Below are 16,126 nucleotides of genomic sequence, written 5' to 3' on the forward strand. Positions count from 1 at the left end.
CGTGCCGGCGGGGTCAGCCGCCGATCTGGAGCCGGGTGCGCGCCGCCTGGTATTCGCTGGCCAGTCGGTCGACACGATCCGCCACCGATTCGACCGCGGTGACTGCGCCGATTCCCTGGCCCGACCCCCAGATGTCGCGCCACGCCTTGACCTTCTGGTTGCCGCCCGATCCGAAGTTCATCGCACTCGGATCGCTCTCCGGCAGATTGTCCGGGTCGAGCCCTGCGGCCTCGATCGATCCGCGCAGATAATTGCCGTGCACGCCGGTGAACAGATTGGTGTAGACGATGTCGCTCGCCCCGCCCGCGACGATCGCATTCTTGTACGCGGCGTCGGCATTCGCCTCGACCGTCGCGATGAACGGCGACCCGATATAGGCGAGGTCGGCACCCGCCGCCTGCGCGGCAAGCACCGCGCCACCATTGGCGATCGCGCCCGACAGCGCGATCGGTCCGTCGAACCAGCCGCGAACCTCCTGGGTGAAGGCGAACGGGTTGAGCAGGCCGGCGTGACCGCCCGCACCCGCGCAGACGAGGATGAGGCCGTCCGCACCCTTTTCGACCGCCTTGCGGGCAAAGCGGTCGTTGATTACGTCGTGGAGCGTAATGCCGCCCCAGCCGTGGACGGCGGTGTTCAACTCTTCGCGCGCGCCGAGCGAGGTGATCACGATCGGTACCTGCCATTTGGCGCAAGTCATCAGGTCCGCTTCGAGCCGGTCGTTCGATTTGTGGACGATCTGGTTGACCGCAAAGGGGGCGGCGGGGCGGTCCGGATTGTCCCGGTTCCAGGCCGCCAGTTCCTCGGTGATCTGGTGCAGCCATTCGTCCAGCAGCGATTGCGGACGGGCGTTCAGCGCCGGAAAGGACCCGACGATCCCCGCCTTGCACTGCGCGATGACGAGCTCGGGAACCGAGATGATGAACAGCGGCGAGCCGATGACGGGAAGCCGGAGGCGATCGAAGAGCGGGGGAAGGGCCATCCCCGTTTCATAGCGCAACCGGAATAGCTGTCCAGTTCGCTACGGAAAGCACGATGTCCGGCGTCGCCGGTCAGTCGACTCGCTTCAACGTGCGGGCGTAATTGGCGCTGCGGTGCACGTAATGCTGCGCGGAAAGGCGCAGCATCGCGCGTGCCCCGTCATCCAGCGTGCGGATGGCACGGGCGGGGCTGCCGACGATCAGGCTTCCCGGCTCGAACGTCTTGCCTTCGGTGACCAGCGCGCCCGCGCCGACGATGCAGTCGTCCGGGATGACAGCATGATTGAGCACGATCGCGCCCATGCCGATCAGCACGCGGTCCCCGATGGTGCAGCCGTGCAGGATGGCGTGGTGGCCGATCGTGCACTCCGCGCCGACCGTGGCCGGCGCGCCGGGGTCGGAATGCAGCATCGCGCCTTCCTGCACATTGCTGCGTTCGCCGACGACGATGGCGGTATTGTCCGCGCGGATGACCGCACCGAACCACACGCTCGCCCCCGCACCCAGCACGACCTCGCCGATCAGGTCCGCGCTGGGCGCCACCCATGCATCGGTGGGAACGACCGGGCGCTTGGCGTCGATCTCATAAAGCGGCACGCGTCAGGCCTTGGGCGCCTGGCGCCGCGCCATGAAGGCAAGCCGCTCGAACAGCATCACGTCCTGCTCGTTCTTGAGCAGTGCGCCGTGCAGCGGCGGGATCGCCTTGGTCGGGTCGCGCGACTGGAGGACGTCGAGCGGCATGTCCTCGTGCAGCAGCAGCTTGAGCCAATCGAGCAGTTCGCTGGTCGACGGCTTCTTCTTGAGCCCCGGCACCTCGCGGACCTCGTAGAAAATGTCCATTGCCTTGCCGACCAGGATCTTCTGGATGCCCGGGAAATGAACGTCGATGATCGCCTGCATCGTGTCGCGGTCGGGAAACTTGATATAGTGGAAGAAGCAGCGGCGAAGGAATGCGTCGGGCAATTCCTTTTCGTTGTTGCTGGTAATCACGACGATCGGGCGCTCGACCGCCTTCACCGTCTCCCGGGTCTCGTAGACATGGAATTCCATGCGATCGAGCTCCTGGAGGAGGTCGTTGGGAAATTCGATGTCCGCCTTGTCGATTTCGTCGATCAGCAGCACGGGCAGGGTGGGGGAAGTGAACGCCTCCCACAGCTTGCCGCGCCGGATATAGTTGGCGATGTCATGGACGCGCGCGTCGCCGAGCTGGCCGTCGCGCAGGCGGGCGACCGCGTCATATTCGTAAAGGCCCTGCTGCGCCTTGGTGGTCGATTTGACATTCCATTCGATCAGCGGCGCGCCGACCGCGCGGGCGATTTCGTGCGCGAGCACCGTCTTGCCCGTGCCGGGTTCGCCCTTGACCAGCAGCGGGCGGCGCAGCGTGACCGCGGCGTTGACCGCAACCTTCAAATCCTCGGTTGCGACATAGCTGGACGTGCCCTCGAACCGCATCGACATCCCCGATCTCCGTACCGATTGTTCGAAGCCGATACCGGTCGGAGGTGGCAATGCGCAAGCGATGATCCGCGTGCGCCGCGGTTTCAGCTCCGGCCGCGCGCCTCGGCCCGGGCCTCGAGCAAGGTCCACAGGCCCTGATGCTGGAGCAGGAGCTGCTGCGCACCGAACAACACCGCGCGTTCGATCGCGGGGCGCGTGACGAGTTCGCTCACCACCGCGGCAGTCGCGGTCGACGCCGGCAGCATGGTGCCCGGCGGGTCGATCAGCCCCAGCCGGTCCGCCGTCGTGTCGAGCAGGCCCCGGATCTCCGCCCAGTCAAGCACGAGCGCCGCCGCCGCCCCCAGGGCGCAACCCGTGCGGTCCGACCGGCCGAGCATTTCGACGGCGTGGCGCTGGGCGATGACGGTGGCTTCGGATTCCGCCTGCCCCGGCGTGCTGGGCATCGGCCCGGCGGCAACCGCGATGCGGACGAGATAGGCCCGCTCGAACGCGAAACCCGCGCGCGCATTCTGGACCCACGGATGATCGGCGGGAATGCCCGAATGCGATGCGACCAGATCGATGACGCCCGGAAACTGGCCGTGGAGGATGCAGATCAGGTGGATGGCGTCGGCCAGGTCGCGCAGGACCGGCGCGCCCGCGACGAGCCGCTTGAAGGCGCGGTGACGACCGCTGCCCTCCGCCGCCGCCAAAGCGGTAAGGGCTTCCCAAGACGCGCCTGATACTACGCTTTCTGCGCGCTCCACCCATACCCCCAAATTCGTTCGTCCGGTCCGGCAAACCGCCGCACCGACGGGCTTGCCGAAACTCGGTAAACCAAAGGGCGTAAAGACGCGGTGTATTGCCCGTTAACCCCTGCTTAGCTGTGGATAAGCGCGGGTGGCGACTGACGCGCGATCACGACCTGCAACGCGGTGATCGCGGCCGCCTCACGGATCGGGGCGAGCCCGATCGAAACCGCGATCGGGTCGGCGCGATTGACCCGCAGATAGGCTTCGGCGCGTGCCGGGGTGCCGGTCCGAAAGGTTTCGTCGATCAGGTCGCCGACGGTGACGCGACTGGCGATGTCGATCAGGCTGACGAACCGCATGTCGATCGTCGCGGCCAGCGCGATCCCCGTCATCGCGGCAAGCGCAGGTGAAGGGGCCGACAGATAGCCGCGCGGGGTGAGGAGCGCGGACGCGACATCCGGCGCGACTTGGTCGATCGCGCGCTGCATGGCGTCGAGCGCGCTGATGCGATCCTGCAGCTGCTGGCCGAGCGACGCATTGTCGATGCGGACCAGCACATGGTCGAGCCAGGGCTGGAGTGCGATTTCGAACGTGCCGTTCCCGTCCACACCGCCACGCACGACGACCCGCTCGGCGATCCGGTGGCGCGCCACATCGACGATGGTCGCCTGCAACGGCGCCAGCCAGGCGTCGGCGGGGGCCATCCACGATTCCGCCGCCGCATTCTTTGCCACGATCGCGCCCATATGGTCGAGAAGCAGCAACGGCGTCGCAAAGCCGTTGAGCAACGCCTCCACCGACGGCAGGCCCGGTCCGGGCGACCGGCCGATCGCTTGCCACTGCCGGACCTGCTCCATGCTGGCCAGCACCAGCTTGGCACGCCCGCGGTGATGGATGAAGACGGGCGCGTGCCCCGCGCGCTCCTGCCATATGCCGAATTGCCGGACCAGTTGCGACGCCGTCACCTGCGCATCCGCGAAGCCCGATCCCGCCGCTGGTTCGATCGCCGCTTCAAATCCCATGCCGTCCCCCCGTTCGGTCGTGCGGGTGGCACAAATGCGTAATTCACGGCCGCGCGTCGCGCGATCGGTCGAAACCGGCGAGATTGATCGCGTTATTTGGTCCGGAACGGAGCAGATCATCGCGCGGAATACGCGATCGGCGCCCACGCATGGCGTAGCGCGATCGCAAGCCCAGCTGGCGCAAAAGGGGCCGGCGCCACAGCGCCTGATCCCCGCTTTCCGGAAGGAACCCCGGTCCCTCCTTCTTCCGGAAACCCTGACGTCGGGCCATCCGGTCCAACGTCGACGCCCCGGGCGCCGCATCCAGCGCCCGGGGCGTTCAAGCGCGTCGCGGGCCGACCAGCGACGCTATTGGTCGAGGAAGCTGCGCATCTTGCGGCTGCGGCTCGGGTGCTTGAGCTTCCGCAGTGCCTTCGCCTCGATCTGGCGAATGCGCTCGCGCGTGACCGAGAATTGCTGCCCGACCTCCTCGAGCGTGTGATCGGTGTTCATGCCGATACCGAACCGCATGCGCAGCACGCGCTCCTCGCGCGGGGTGAGGCTGGCGAGCACCCGCGTCACGGTTTCCTTCAGATTGGCCTGGATCGCCGCATCGACCGGGATGATCGCGTTCTTGTCCTCGATGAAGTCGCCGAGATGCGAATCCTCCTCGTCGCCGATCGGCGTTTCGAGGCTGATCGGCTCCTTGGCGATCTTCATCACCTTGCGGACCTTCTCCAGCGGCATCGACAGCCGCTCGGCCATTTCCTCGGGCGTCGGCTCGCGGCCCTGCTCGTGCAGGAACTGGCGACTGGTCCGGACCAGCTTGTTGATCGTCTCGATCATGTGAACCGGGATGCGGATCGTCCGCGCCTGGTCGGCGATCGAGCGGGTGATCGCCTGACGGATCCACCACGTCGCATAGGTGCTGAACTTGTAGCCGCGGCGATATTCGAACTTATCGACCGCCTTCATCAGACCGATATTGCCCTCCTGGATCAGATCCAGGAACTGCAGCCCGCGATTGGTGTATTTCTTGGCGATCGAGATGACGAGGCGCAGGTTCGCCTCGACCATCTCCTTCTTGGCGATCCGTGCCTCGCGCTCGCCCTTCTGCACCATGTTGACGATGCGGCGGAACTCGGCGAGCGACATGCCCGTCGCCTGGGCGATCTCTGCGATTTCGGTGCGGATCCGGTCGACGGCATCCGCCTCATTCTCCGCGAACGCCTTCCACTTCTTGTCGATGCCCTGGACCGACTGCAGCCAGTTTTCGTCGAGCTCATGGTCGACATAGCTGTCGAGGAACGACTTGCGATTGACCTTGTGCCGCTCGGCGAGGCGCAGCATCTGGCCGCCCAGCGCGGTCAGGCGACGGTTGTAGCTGTAGAGCTGGTCGACCAGATATTCGATCTTGGCCTGGTGGAACTGGACGCTCTCGACCTCGGCGGTCAGCTCCTCGCGCAGTTTCTGGTATTTGCGTTCTTCGGCACCCGGAAACTCGTTGCCCGCCGACATCGATTCGATCCGCGCCGCCTGCACCTTGGCGAACTTCTTGTAGACCGAGGTGATGTTGGCGAACTTCTCCAGCGCCTGCGGCTTCAGCTGCTCCTCCATCTGCGCGAGGCTGAGGGTATTGTCCTCCTCCTCGTCGTCGGACGGGCGCGGCGTTCGCCGCTCGGTCATCGATTCCTCGTCGTCCTCGTCGGCCGACGCTTCCTCGGGCTCTTCCTCTTCCTTGAAGGTCGGGCCGGCGTTCTTCTCGGAAATCTCGCCGTCGCCGCCATCGTCGTCGTCGCTCAGGCTCTCCGGCGCGGGATCCTTCGACAGCATCGCGTCGAGATCGAGGATCTCGCGCAGCTGCATCGTACCTTCGTTGAGCGCGTTCGACCAGTTGATGATCGCGTTGAACGTGATCGGGCTCTCGCACAGCCCCAGGATCATGGTGTCGCGCCCGGCCTCGATGCGCTTGGCGATCGCAATCTCGCCCTCGCGGCTGAGCAGTTCGACCGCGCCCATTTCGCGAAGGTACATCCGCACCGGGTCGTCGGTGCGGTCCATCGTTTCCTTTTTCTTGGTCGTCTCGAATGCCGGCGCGGCGTCGTCCTGACCTTCGGATGCCTCGATCTCGTCGGCACCGTCCTCGTCGGGCTCGGCATCCTCGCCGGCGTCCTCGTTCTCGACGACGTTGACGCCCATGTCGTTGAGCGCGGACATGATGTCCTCGATCTGCTCGGACGTCATCTGGTCCTGCGGCAGCATCTCGTTCAACTGGTCGACGGTGATGTAGCCGCGCTTCTTGGCGCGCGCGACCAGCTTCTTGATCGATCCCTCGTTCAGGTCGATCAGCGGCGCGTCACCCACTTCCATCGTTTCGTCGCCGCCACCATTCGTCTTCGCCATCAATTGCCCTTCGCATTCAGCCGCCTCGATCGAGGCGCGTGCAATTTTAATCGTCGAGTCGCGAACCGTCTTTGTCCGCCAGCACCAGATTTGCAAGACGCGCGTCCAGCGCCTGGCGTTCCTTCACCAGCGCGACCTGGCGCGCGAATGCCGCTTCGTCGAAATCGGCCTGCATTTCCGCCGTCGCGCGCGCCAGTGCCGCATCCACCCGGGGACGCGCCGCCAGCACCGCAATCGCCTCGCCCAGATCGGCGACCGCGCGCACGCGATCGTCCGCCGCATTCCGTGTGAACGAAAAGGGGAGCGAATCAGCCCGAAGCAACTCCGCCGCCATCTGATCGAAGCCCGACCGAGCCAATATGGTGCGCACGCCGTCGCTATCAAGCGCCTGATCCTCGACCGCCAGATCGATCACCGCCTCGAACAGCCGCCCGAGCGCACCGTTGGCGATGCGCAACGATGACAGCACCTCCAGGTGCCGGGCGATCTCGGCCGGGTGCCGGATCAGCCCGGCGAGCACCGCCTTGGCCAGCACCGGGTCGAGCCCGCCTGCCTGGACCGCGTGCGCAGCGGGCGAAGGCGGGGGGTCGGGGGGTGCCCAGCCGCTCCATTTCTGGCCGCGCCGTCCACCCGGCTTGCCCGGTGCGCGGGGCGTGAAGGGCGCGCGCGGCGGTGGCGCGAACGCGGCGCGGGCGCGCTCGCGAAATTCGTGCGCATATTCGTCGCGCACCATCGGATCGCCGATCGTGCTCGCCAGCTCGGCCAATCGTCGCTTCAGCCCGGCGCGCGCCTCGGGCGTGGTCAGCGGCTCGGCGGCGAATTCATGCGCCCACAGCCGGTCGACCAGCGGCTGGGGCGTGGCCAGCAGCGCCTCGAACGCCGCCGCCCCGGCCGTGCGCACGACGTCATCGGGGTCCTGGCCCGGGGGCAGGGTGACGAAAGCCAGGCTGCGTCCGGCGGGCAGCACCGGCAGCGCGCGGTGCGCGGCACGGATCGCGGCCTTCTGTCCCGCCGCGTCGCCGTCTAGGCACAGCAGCGGTACGTCGGCGAGCCGCCACAGCCGCTGCAGCTGCTCCTCGGTCATCGCGGTGCCGAGCGGCGCGACCGCTTCGTCGAACCCTGCCTGAGCGAGCGCGATCACGTCCATATAGCCTTCGACCGCGATCACGCGCCCCGCCTTGCGCGAGGCGGCGGCGGCGCGGTCGAGATTGTAGAGCTGACGCCCCTTGTCGAACAGCGGGGTTTCGGGCGAGTTCAGATATTTGGGTTCGCCATCCCCAATGATCCGGCCGCCAAAGGCAATGACCCGCCCCCGCGGATCGCGGATCGGGATCATCAACCGGCCCCGGAAGCGGTCATAAGGCTCCTTGCCGTCGACATGGATCAGCAGCCCCGCCTCGACCAGCAGCGCGTCGCCATAGTCCTTGAGCGCGTCGCGCAGCCCGCGCCGACTGTCGGGCGCGAAACCCAGGCCGAATGTGCGCGCGGTTTCCGGCCGAATGCCGCGGCGCTGCAGCAGCGCGCGCGCCTCCGCCCCCGCCACCCCGTCGAGCTGTTCGGCGAACCAGCGCGCGGCATCGGCACAGGCTTCGTGCAGCCCCTTCGCCTTTTCGGCGCGTTCGGCGGACCGCTTGTCGGGTGCGGGGACCTCCATGCCCGCCATCGTCGCCAGTTCCTTGACCGCATCCATGAAGGGCAGGCCGCGCTGATCGGTCATCCATCGGATCGCATCTCCGTGCGCCCCGCAGCCGAAGCAATGATAGAATCCCTTGTCGTCGTTGATCGTGAAGCTCGGCGTCTTCTCGTTATGGAAGGGACAGCACGCCTTGTACTCGCGCCCCGCGCGCTGGACCTTCACCGTGCGCCCGATCAGCGCGGACAGCGTGGTGCGCGCGCGCAGCTCGTCGAGAAAGGCGGGGGTGAGGGTCATTATCGGTGCGGGCTTTTGCTTGAGTTCGGCGCGCCCGTAGCAGGTTTCTCGACTTCGCTCGAAACCAACGGGTTCTGCTTTGAACCCAGATCCTCTAATCGCGCTCTCGCCTGCCCGTTCGTTTCGAGCGAAGTCGAGAAACGCTCCTTCGGTGGTCGCGCGAGGTGGGAGACCAGCGACCAATTGCCAGCAATCATCGCTTCCTTCTTGGCGCGTGACCATCCGCCAACCATCCGCTCGGCCTCAAGCGCCTCCACCCGAGTTTGGAACGTCTCTCGCCACACCAGCTGCACTGGCCGCCGCCGAGAGGTGTAGTCACAATGCCCGCCAGCTTGATGCTGGGCGATCCGCCGATCGAGATCGTCACTATGGCCGGTGTAATAGCTGCCGTCGGCGCAGCGCAAAATATAAGCCCAAAATGCCATCGCGCGATGTTGCGGCAGGTCGCTCGCGGAGTCGAGCGGTTGGGGAGACTGGCACGCCTCTCGACCTTGCTCGAGACGAACGGTTCGAGCGGGGGGTGACCGGACTTGCGCTCAGCCCAACCCCTCCCGCACGCGGGAGGGGAGATCAGCCCAACGCCGCCTTCACCGCGGCACTCGCCTTGCTCATGTCGAGCGTGGTCGCGTGGCGGGCCTTCAGCTCGGCCATCACCCGGCCCATGTCCTTCATCGAGGTCGCGCCAAGTTCCGCCTTGATCGCCTCGATCGCCGCGGCGGTCTCCGCCTCGCTCATCTGCTGGGGCAGGAAGCGTTCGATCACCGTCACTTCCGCCTGCTCGGCCGCCGCCAGCTCGGGTCTGCCGCCCTTTTCATACATCTCGATCGATTCGCGGCGCTGCTTGACCATCTTCTGCAGCACCTCGACGACCAGCGCGTCGTCGTCCACGGGCGCGCTGCCGGTGCGCAGTTCGATGTCGCGATTCTTGATCGACGACAGGATGAGGCGCAGCGTCGCGGTCGTCTCCTTCTCGCCCGCTTTCATTGCGGTGACGAGCGCGGTCTTGAGGTCGTCTCGGATCATTCGGCTTCTTTCGGAAAATGAATCTTCGCCAATCCTGTTAGCGCGGTTGACGCGCAAAGGGCAGGGGTCTAGCGGGCGAGCCTTAGCGACATTGCCGGACCCCGTACGAGGAGCGACCACCCCCATGGCCGAAGCCAAGCCCCTGCCTGCGCCCGAAGGAGCGACGGGCGTGCTCGTCCTCGCCACTGGCGATGTGGTCTGGGGCCGGGGCTTCGGCGCGGAGGGATCGGCGGTGGGCGAGGTATGCTTCCATACCGCGATGACCGGTTATCAGGAGATCATGACCGATCCGAGCTTCGCGGGTCAGCTCATCACCTTCACCTTCCCGCATATCGGCAATGTGGGCGCAAACCCGGAAGACATCGAGGCCGACGACCCCCATGCGCTCGGCATGATCGTGCGCCAGGACGTGACCGACCCCAGCAATTTCCGCAGCGTCGAGCGGCTGGACGACTGGATGCGCAAGCATGACCGCATCGGCCTGTCCGGCGTCGATACCCGCGCGCTGACCCGGCGGATCCGTACGGGCGGCGCGCCCAATGGCGTGATCGCGCATTCGGCGAACGGCGACTTCGACATTCCCGCCCTGTTGGACCGCGCCCGCGCCTGGCCGGGGCTGGAAGGCATGGACCTCGCCAAGTCGGTGACGCGCGAAACGCACGGGACGTGGGACGGCGGGGTGTGGCGGCTGGGCTTTGGCTATGAGGGGGCGGCGGGTTTCTCGACTTCGCTCGAAACCAACGGGGAAGCAGCCTTCTCCGCTCCTGAAGACCCACGTCCATCTCCACCGTTCGTTTCGAGCGAAGTCGAGAAACCTGTTTCGAGCCAAGTCGAGAAACGCCCCCACGTCGTCGCCATCGATTACGGCGCCAAGCGCAACATCTACCGCAATCTGGTCCGCGCTGGTGCCAAGGTCAGCGTACTGCCGGCCGATGCGAGCTATGACCAGATCATGGCGCTGAAGCCCGACGGCGTATTCCTCTCCAACGGCCCCGGCGACCCCGCGGCGACGGGCGAATATGCGCTCGCGCCGATCAAGCGGCTGCTCGACGACAAGCTGCCGGTCTTCGGCATCTGCCTCGGCCACCAGCTCCTCGCCCTCGCGGCGGGCGCGCGCACGACCAAGATGTTCCAGGGCCATCGCGGCGCCAATCATCCGGTCAAGCGGCTGGACGACGGTGTGGTCGAGATCACGAGCATGAACCACGGCTTCGCGGTCGAGCGTGACAGCCTGCCCGCCAACGCCCGCGAGACCCATGTGTCACTGTTCGACGGCAGCAATTGCGGGCTCGAACTGACCGACCGCCCGGCGTTCAGCGTGCAATATCACCCGGAGGCGTCGCCGGGGCCGCAGGATAGCTTCTACCTGTTCGAGCGGTTCGTGGGGATGTTGGGGAACGCCGCGTGATCATTCTCCCTATCGCGTTCGCGTTACAAGCAGCTGCACAAGTAGCTGCGCTTGAAACGCAAAGCGTCGAGGTGACGCAAACCGAGCTCGATGCGATGACTGATTTCTGCAACGCCCCCCGCCATTGGCTGAGGCACTTAGGGGGCGAGGAAGTCGCATTTCAGCCTTCACCCGAAGCAGAGTTCGAAAAGGTGGACTGCGTCCTCAAGCGTCTGCGCGCAAGCATCATTCCGACGAAACTCGGTTTTGTCGGTAACGAAGAGGTTCCGGAAGAAAAATAATGCCCAAGCGCACCGACATTTCCTCCATCCTCGTCATCGGCGCGGGGCCGATCATCATCGGCCAGGCGTGCGAGTTCGATTATTCGGGCACGCAGGCGATCAAGGCGTTGAAGGAGGAGGGCTATCGCATCGTCCTGGTCAACTCGAACCCGGCGACGATCATGACCGATCCCGAGCTGGCGGACGCGACCTATGTCGAGCCGATCACGCCCGGAATTGTCGCCAAGATCATCGAGAAGGAGCGCCCCGACGCGGTGTTGCCGACGATGGGCGGCCAGACCGCGCTCAACACCGCGCTCGCGTTGTTCAACGACGGCACATTGGCGAAATACGGCGTGCAGATGATCGGCGCGGATGCGGAGGCGATCGACAAGGCCGAGGACCGGATCAAGTTCCGCAACGCGATGGACCGGATCGGGCTCGAATCCGCGCGCTCGGCGATCGCGCATACCGTCGACGAGGCGCTGGCCGCGCTCGACCACACCGGGTTGCCCGCGATCATCCGGCCCAGCTTCACGCTCGGCGGCACCGGCGGCGGCGTCGCCTATAATCGCGAGGAGTTCATCCAGATCGTCACCGGCGGGCTGGATGCATCACCGACCACCGAAGTGCTGATCGAGGAATCGCTGCTCGGGTGGAAGGAATATGAGATGGAGGTCGTCCGCGACCGGAACGACAACTGCATCATCATCTGCTCGATCGAGAATGTCGATCCGATGGGCGTCCACACCGGCGATTCGATCACCGTCGCCCCCGCGCTGACGCTGACCGACAAGGAATATCAGATCATGCGCAACGCCAGCATCGCGGTGCTGCGCGAGATCGGTGTGGAAACCGGCGGATCGAACGTCCAGTTCGCGGTCAATCCCAAGGACGGCCGGCTGATCGTGATCGAGATGAACCCGCGCGTCAGCCGGTCATCGGCGCTGGCGTCGAAGGCGACGGGCTTTCCGATCGCCAAGGTCGCCGCCAAGCTGGCGGTCGGCTACACGCTGGACGAGATCACCAACGACATCACCGGCGTCACGCCCGCGTCGTTCGAACCGACGATCGACTATGTCGTCACCAAGATCCCGCGCTTCGCCTTCGAGAAGTTCAAGGGTGCCGAACCGCTGCTCTCCACCGCGATGAAGTCGGTCGGCGAAGTGATGGCGATCGGCCGGTCGATCCATGAATCGATGCAGAAGGCGCTGCGCGGGCTGGAAACCGGCCTGTCGGGCTTCAACGATGTCGACCGGCTGGTTGGCGCGCCGCGCGCCGAGATCGAGGCGGCGCTTTCGCAGGCGACGCCCGACCGCTTGCTCGTGGCGGCACAGGCGCTGCGCGAGGGCTTCACCGTCGAAGAGGTCCACGCGATCGCGAAATATGATCCCTGGTTTCTTGAGCGGATGAAGGAGATCGTCGAGGCCGAGGCGGAGGTGATCGCCAACGGCCTGCCACGCGATGCGGCGGGCATGCGGCGGTTGAAGGGGATGGGCTTCAGCGACAAGCGGCTCGCCTATCTCGCGCTCAAGTCCGCCAATCTTCGCGGCGGCATGGCGCGCGGCATCGCGCGCGGATCGGGGCTGGTGCGCGACGCGGTCGTGGCGATGACCGGCGGCATCACCGAGCGCGAGGTGCGCGCGCTCCGCCACCGTCTGGGCGTGCGCCCGGTCTTCAAGCGGATCGACACATGCGCGGCGGAGTTCGACGCGAAGACGCCCTATATGTATTCGACCTATGAGGCGCCGAGCTTTGGCGCGCCCGAGAATGAGGCGATGCCGTCGGACGCGCGCAAGATCGTCATCCTGGGCGGCGGGCCGAACCGGATCGGGCAGGGGATCGAGTTCGACTATTGCTGCTGCCACGCCTGCTTCGCCCTGGCTGAAGCGGGATATGAGACAATCATGGTCAACTGCAACCCGGAAACGGTCAGCACCGACTATGACACCTCCGACCGGCTTTATTTCGAGCCGCTTACCGCGGAGGACGTGCTCGAGATCCTCAATGTCGAGCAATCGAACGGCACGCTGGTCGGCGTCATCGTCCAGTTCGGCGGCCAGACGCCGCTCAATCTCGCCCAGGCGCTGGAGGATGCCGGCATTCCCATCCTGGGCACCAGCCCCGATGCGATCGACCTGGCCGAGGATCGCGAGCGGTTTGCGGCACTGGTCGCCAAGCTGGGCCTGAAGCAGCCGGCCAACGGCATTGCGCGCAGCCGTGACGAGGCGGTCGCCGTCGCCAACCGCATCGGCTATCCGGTGCTGATGCGCCCCAGCTATGTGCTGGGCGGCCGCGCGATGGAGATCGTCGACGGCCAGCAGCAGCTCGACGACTATATCCAGACCGCGGTTCAGGTGTCCGGCGACTCACCCGTGCTGATCGACCAGTATCTGCGCGACGCGATCGAGGTCGATGTCGATGCAATCTGCGACGGCGACGATGTCGTCGTGGCCGGCGTACTCCAGCATATCGAGGAAGCCGGCGTCCATTCGGGCGACAGCGCCTGCTCGATTCCGCCGCACAGCCTGTCCGCCGCGATCGTCGCCGAAATCGAGCGCCAGGCCGACGCGCTCGCCCGCGCACTCTCGGTCCGCGGGCTGATGAACATCCAGTTCGCGGTCAAGGACGGCGAGGTCTATCTGATCGAGGTCAATCCGCGCGCCAGCCGCACGGTGCCCTTTGTCGCCAAGGCGATCGGCGCACCCATCGCCAAATATGCCAGCCGCGTGATGGCGGGCGAGAAGCTGCGCGACCTGCCGCCGATCGACCGGCACATCGATCATATCGCGGTCAAGGAAGCGGTGTTCCCCTGGGGTCGCTTCCCCGGCATCGATCCGGTGCTGAGCCCCGAAATGAAGTCGACGGGCGAGGTGATGGGGATCGACCGCGACTTCGCGACCGCCTTTGCCAAGGCGCAGCTCGGCGCGGGCGTCACGCTGCCGCAGTCGGGGACGCTGTTCGTCAGCGTCAAGAACAGCGACAAGGACGTGATCCTTCCGGGCGTGCGGTTGCTCGCCGATCACGGCTTCACGATCATCGCCACGTCGGGCACCGCCGACTTCCTCGCGGCACAGGGAATCGCGGTCGAACGCGTCAACAAGGTGGCACAGGGTCGCCCGCATATCGTCGATCGCATCCTCGACCGCGACGTGGCGCTGATCTTCAACACCACCGAAGGCTGGCAGTCGCTGAAGGACTCGGCATCGATCCGCCGCTCGGCACTGGCCCAGAAAGTGCCCTATTTCACCACCGCGCCCGCCAGCGTCGCGGCGGCGCGTGCGATTGTGGCGCTTTCGCGGCAGTCCCTTGAAGTGCGGCCGCTTCAATCCTATTATTCGCCGTCGCAGCATTGATCCCATCAAATCGGAGTTGATGTGCGGGCGGGCCTCTCCACCGGGTCCGCTTGATCGGGGCTTGTTCAGTGAGGGATACATAAATGGCGACCGTCGAAAAGCTGCCGATGCTGGCCGAGGGCTATGAAAAGCTGAGCGCGGAGCTGAAGCGGCTGCGTGCCGAGCGTCCGTTGATCGTCGATGCGATCGAGGAAGCGCGCGCGCATGGCGACCTGTCGGAAAACGCCGAATATCACGCGGCCAAGGAGCGTCAGGGCCAGATCGAAGCGTCGATCTCGGATATCGAGGACAAGCTGAGCCGCGCGCAAGTGATCGATCCGCGCGACCTGTCGGGTGACAAGATCGTGTTCGGCGCGACCGTGACGCTGATCGACGAGGACGAAAAGCCCGTCACCTATCAGATCGTTGGACAGGCCGAAGCGGATGCGACCGCGGGCAAGATCAGCTACAACTCGCCGCTTGGCCGCGCGCTGATCGGCCGTCGCGTCGATGACGAAGTCGAAGTCACCGTGCCGTCGGGCGATCGCTACTATCTCATTTCGAAGATCGAGTTCATCTGATCCGAGAGCGCATGGCCGTGATGACGTGGGTGATCGTCGCGGTCACCTGCGCGGTCAGCCTCGCGCTGACCTTCTCCGGCAACGAGAATCTTGCGATCGCGGCCGGCGGCGTCATCCCGGCGCGGGTGAGCGGCCTGATCGTCATGCCGCCTTATCTGGCGGTGGTGCCGGCATGGCTGACCCCGCTCAGCGCGACGCTGGTCCATGGCGGTCCGGTGCATCTTGGCTTCAACATGCTGATGCTGGCCCAGACCGGGCGGCTGGTCGAACGGCTACTGGGGCCGGCACGCGTCGCGCTCATCTACCTGCTGGGCGCCTATGCTGCGGCGGCGGCGCAATGGGCGCTCGATCCGGCATCGATGTCGCCGATGGTCGGCGCGAGCGGGGCGGTTTCCGCCGTCCTCGGCAGCTATGCGATGTTCTTCAGCCGCCGGAAGGCGCGGGCAATCGGGCCGATCCCCGGACGCGTCGTCGACATCGCCTGGATCGCCGGCGGCTGGATTGTTCTCAACATCGTCGTCGCGCTCGTCAGCACCGCGGCCGGCTTTCCGATTGCGGGTGCCGCGCATATCGGCGGGTTCCTGCTCGGCATGATCCTGGCGTTTCCGCTCCTCCCGCGCCGGCACCGCCCAAGCTGACCCGTTTTCGCGACCGGCGGATCAGGCGGCGGGCGGACCCTGATCGGGCTCGAGCAGCCGGTGCAGGTGGACGACGACATATTTCATCTCGGCGTCGTCGACGGTGCGTTGCGCGGCGGCGCGCCACGCCTTCTCGGCGCTGGCATAGTCGGGATAGAAGCCGACCACCTCGATCGCCGAAAGGTCGGCGAAATCGAGCGTCATCGGATTGGTGACCCGACCGCCGAAGACCAGATGCATCTTGCTCAAAACCGCTACTCCAACATGCCGGGTGGATTGCGGCGCGACCGGAATCGCGCCGCGTTTGCGTGAGGGAATAGCGGGATCGGCGCGCGGCTCAAGAGCGCGTCGCGCCGAAGCCGGGTCGCGAGCTGCGCTAAA

At 66.0% G+C, this 16,126-nt stretch carries 15 protein-coding genes; 5 read left to right on the top strand and 10 right to left on the bottom strand.

Going from position 1 to position 16,126, the window contains the following annotated elements; genetic code table 11:
* Positions 1 to 13 precede the first annotated feature (13 nt).
* The 9 genes from AX676_RS09745 to AX676_RS09785 all read right to left on the bottom strand — a co-directional run bounded on the left by AX676_RS09745 (position 14) and on the right by AX676_RS09785 (position 9,523).
* A complete protein-coding gene (locus tag AX676_RS09745) occupies positions 14 to 979 on the bottom strand; it encodes an NAD(P)H-dependent flavin oxidoreductase (RefSeq protein WP_066480106.1) in 966 nt (321 codons plus the stop codon).
* A 70-nt stretch (positions 980 to 1,049) separates the two neighbouring features.
* On the bottom strand, positions 1,050 to 1,574 hold the full coding sequence (locus AX676_RS09750; RefSeq protein ID WP_066479510.1) for a gamma carbonic anhydrase family protein: 525 nt from the start codon (positions 1,572 to 1,574) through the stop codon (positions 1,050 to 1,052).
* A gap of 3 nt (positions 1,575 to 1,577) precedes the next feature.
* The gene (locus tag AX676_RS09755) at positions 1,578 to 2,429 is read right to left on the bottom strand and encodes an AAA family ATPase (protein ID WP_066480104.1); all 852 of its coding nucleotides are present in this window, start codon (positions 2,427 to 2,429) and stop codon (positions 1,578 to 1,580) included.
* Between the two features lie 89 nt (positions 2,430 to 2,518).
* Entirely contained in the window at positions 2,519 to 3,181 is a 663-nt protein-coding gene (locus tag AX676_RS09760; RefSeq protein WP_066479508.1) for a DUF6975 family protein, read from the bottom strand.
* Positions 3,182 to 3,294: 113 nt separating this feature from the next.
* On the bottom strand, positions 3,295 to 4,188 hold the full coding sequence (locus tag AX676_RS09765; protein ID WP_066479506.1) for a hypothetical protein: 894 nt from the start codon (positions 4,186 to 4,188) through the stop codon (positions 3,295 to 3,297).
* A gap of 348 nt (positions 4,189 to 4,536) precedes the next feature.
* A complete protein-coding gene (gene rpoD / locus AX676_RS09775; protein WP_066479502.1) occupies positions 4,537 to 6,570 on the bottom strand; it encodes an RNA polymerase sigma factor RpoD in 2,034 nt (677 codons plus the stop codon).
* A gap of 46 nt (positions 6,571 to 6,616) precedes the next feature.
* Positions 6,617 to 8,500, bottom strand: a complete 1,884-nt coding sequence (gene dnaG / locus AX676_RS09780) for a DNA primase (RefSeq protein WP_066479499.1) — start codon at positions 8,498 to 8,500, stop codon at positions 6,617 to 6,619.
* Positions 8,500 to 8,925 carry a GIY-YIG nuclease family protein gene (locus tag AX676_RS17290; RefSeq protein WP_082731223.1) on the bottom strand — a complete coding sequence of 142 codons (426 nt, stop codon included), beginning with the start codon at positions 8,923 to 8,925 and terminating at the stop codon, positions 8,500 to 8,502. The genes dnaG and AX676_RS17290 overlap by 1 nt, the downstream gene beginning before the upstream one ends.
* 145 nt (positions 8,926 to 9,070) lie before the next feature.
* Positions 9,071 to 9,523, bottom strand: a complete 453-nt coding sequence (locus AX676_RS09785; RefSeq protein ID WP_066479497.1) for a GatB/YqeY domain-containing protein — start codon at positions 9,521 to 9,523, stop codon at positions 9,071 to 9,073.
* Between the two features lie 124 nt (positions 9,524 to 9,647).
* Between AX676_RS09785 and carA the strand changes: the two genes are divergently transcribed.
* The 5 genes from carA to AX676_RS09810 all read left to right on the top strand — a co-directional run bounded on the left by carA (position 9,648) and on the right by AX676_RS09810 (position 15,745).
* On the top strand, positions 9,648 to 10,931 hold the full coding sequence (gene carA / locus AX676_RS09790; RefSeq protein WP_066479494.1) for a glutamine-hydrolyzing carbamoyl-phosphate synthase small subunit: 1,284 nt from the start codon (positions 9,648 to 9,650) through the stop codon (positions 10,929 to 10,931).
* On the top strand, positions 10,928 to 11,212 hold the full coding sequence (locus AX676_RS09795) for a hypothetical protein (RefSeq protein ID WP_066479488.1): 285 nt from the start codon (positions 10,928 to 10,930) through the stop codon (positions 11,210 to 11,212). The genes carA and AX676_RS09795 overlap by 4 nt, the downstream gene beginning before the upstream one ends.
* Positions 11,212 to 14,547, top strand: a complete 3,336-nt coding sequence (gene carB, locus AX676_RS09800) for a carbamoyl-phosphate synthase large subunit (protein ID WP_066479486.1) — start codon at positions 11,212 to 11,214, stop codon at positions 14,545 to 14,547. Before AX676_RS09795 ends, carB begins: the two co-directional genes overlap by 1 nt.
* Before the next feature lie 83 nt (positions 14,548 to 14,630).
* Positions 14,631 to 15,107 (top strand): transcription elongation factor GreA, encoded by a 477-nt coding sequence (gene greA, locus AX676_RS09805; protein ID WP_066479483.1) that lies wholly within the window; start codon positions 14,631 to 14,633, stop codon positions 15,105 to 15,107.
* An 11-nt stretch (positions 15,108 to 15,118) separates the two neighbouring features.
* A complete protein-coding gene (locus tag AX676_RS09810) occupies positions 15,119 to 15,745 on the top strand; it encodes a rhomboid family intramembrane serine protease (protein WP_231725994.1) in 627 nt (208 codons plus the stop codon).
* Positions 15,746 to 15,766: 21 nt separating this feature from the next.
* Here the strand turns inward: AX676_RS09810 and AX676_RS09815 are convergent, their stop codons facing one another.
* Positions 15,767 to 15,994 (bottom strand): DUF4170 domain-containing protein, encoded by a 228-nt coding sequence (locus tag AX676_RS09815; RefSeq protein ID WP_066479481.1) that lies wholly within the window; start codon positions 15,992 to 15,994, stop codon positions 15,767 to 15,769.
* Between the last annotated feature and the right edge of the window lie 132 nt (positions 15,995 to 16,126).

Origin of the sequence: Sphingomonas sp. CCH21-G11 (assembly GCF_001555965.1) — a bacterium.
Lineage (GTDB): Bacteria > Pseudomonadota > Alphaproteobacteria > Sphingomonadales > Sphingomonadaceae > Sphingomonas.

Coding starts and splice junctions, on each gene's coding strand:
- carB (WP_066479486.1), top strand. CDS start 11,212: ATGCCCAAGCGCACCGACATTTCCTCCATCCTCGTCATCGGCGCGGGG.
- carA (WP_066479494.1), top strand. CDS start 9,648: ATGGCCGAAGCCAAGCCCCTGCCTGCGCCCGAAGGAGCGACGGGCGTG.
- AX676_RS09810 (WP_231725994.1), top strand. CDS start 15,119: ATGGCCGTGATGACGTGGGTGATCGTCGCGGTCACCTGCGCGGTCAGC.
- AX676_RS09785 (WP_066479497.1), bottom strand. CDS start 9,523: ATGATCCGAGACGACCTCAAGACCGCGCTCGTCACCGCAATGAAAGCG.
- rpoD (WP_066479502.1), bottom strand. CDS start 6,570: ATGGCGAAGACGAATGGTGGCGGCGACGAAACGATGGAAGTGGGTGAC.
- AX676_RS09745 (WP_066480106.1), bottom strand. CDS start 979: ATGGCCCTTCCCCCGCTCTTCGATCGCCTCCGGCTTCCCGTCATCGGC.
- AX676_RS17290 (WP_082731223.1), bottom strand. CDS start 8,925: ATGGCATTTTGGGCTTATATTTTGCGCTGCGCCGACGGCAGCTATTAC.
- dnaG (WP_066479499.1), bottom strand. CDS start 8,500: ATGACCCTCACCCCCGCCTTTCTCGACGAGCTGCGCGCGCGCACCACG.
- AX676_RS09755 (WP_066480104.1), bottom strand. CDS start 2,429: ATGCGGTTCGAGGGCACGTCCAGCTATGTCGCAACCGAGGATTTGAAG.
- greA (WP_066479483.1), top strand. CDS start 14,631: ATGGCGACCGTCGAAAAGCTGCCGATGCTGGCCGAGGGCTATGAAAAG.
- AX676_RS09765 (WP_066479506.1), bottom strand. CDS start 4,188: ATGGGATTTGAAGCGGCGATCGAACCAGCGGCGGGATCGGGCTTCGCG.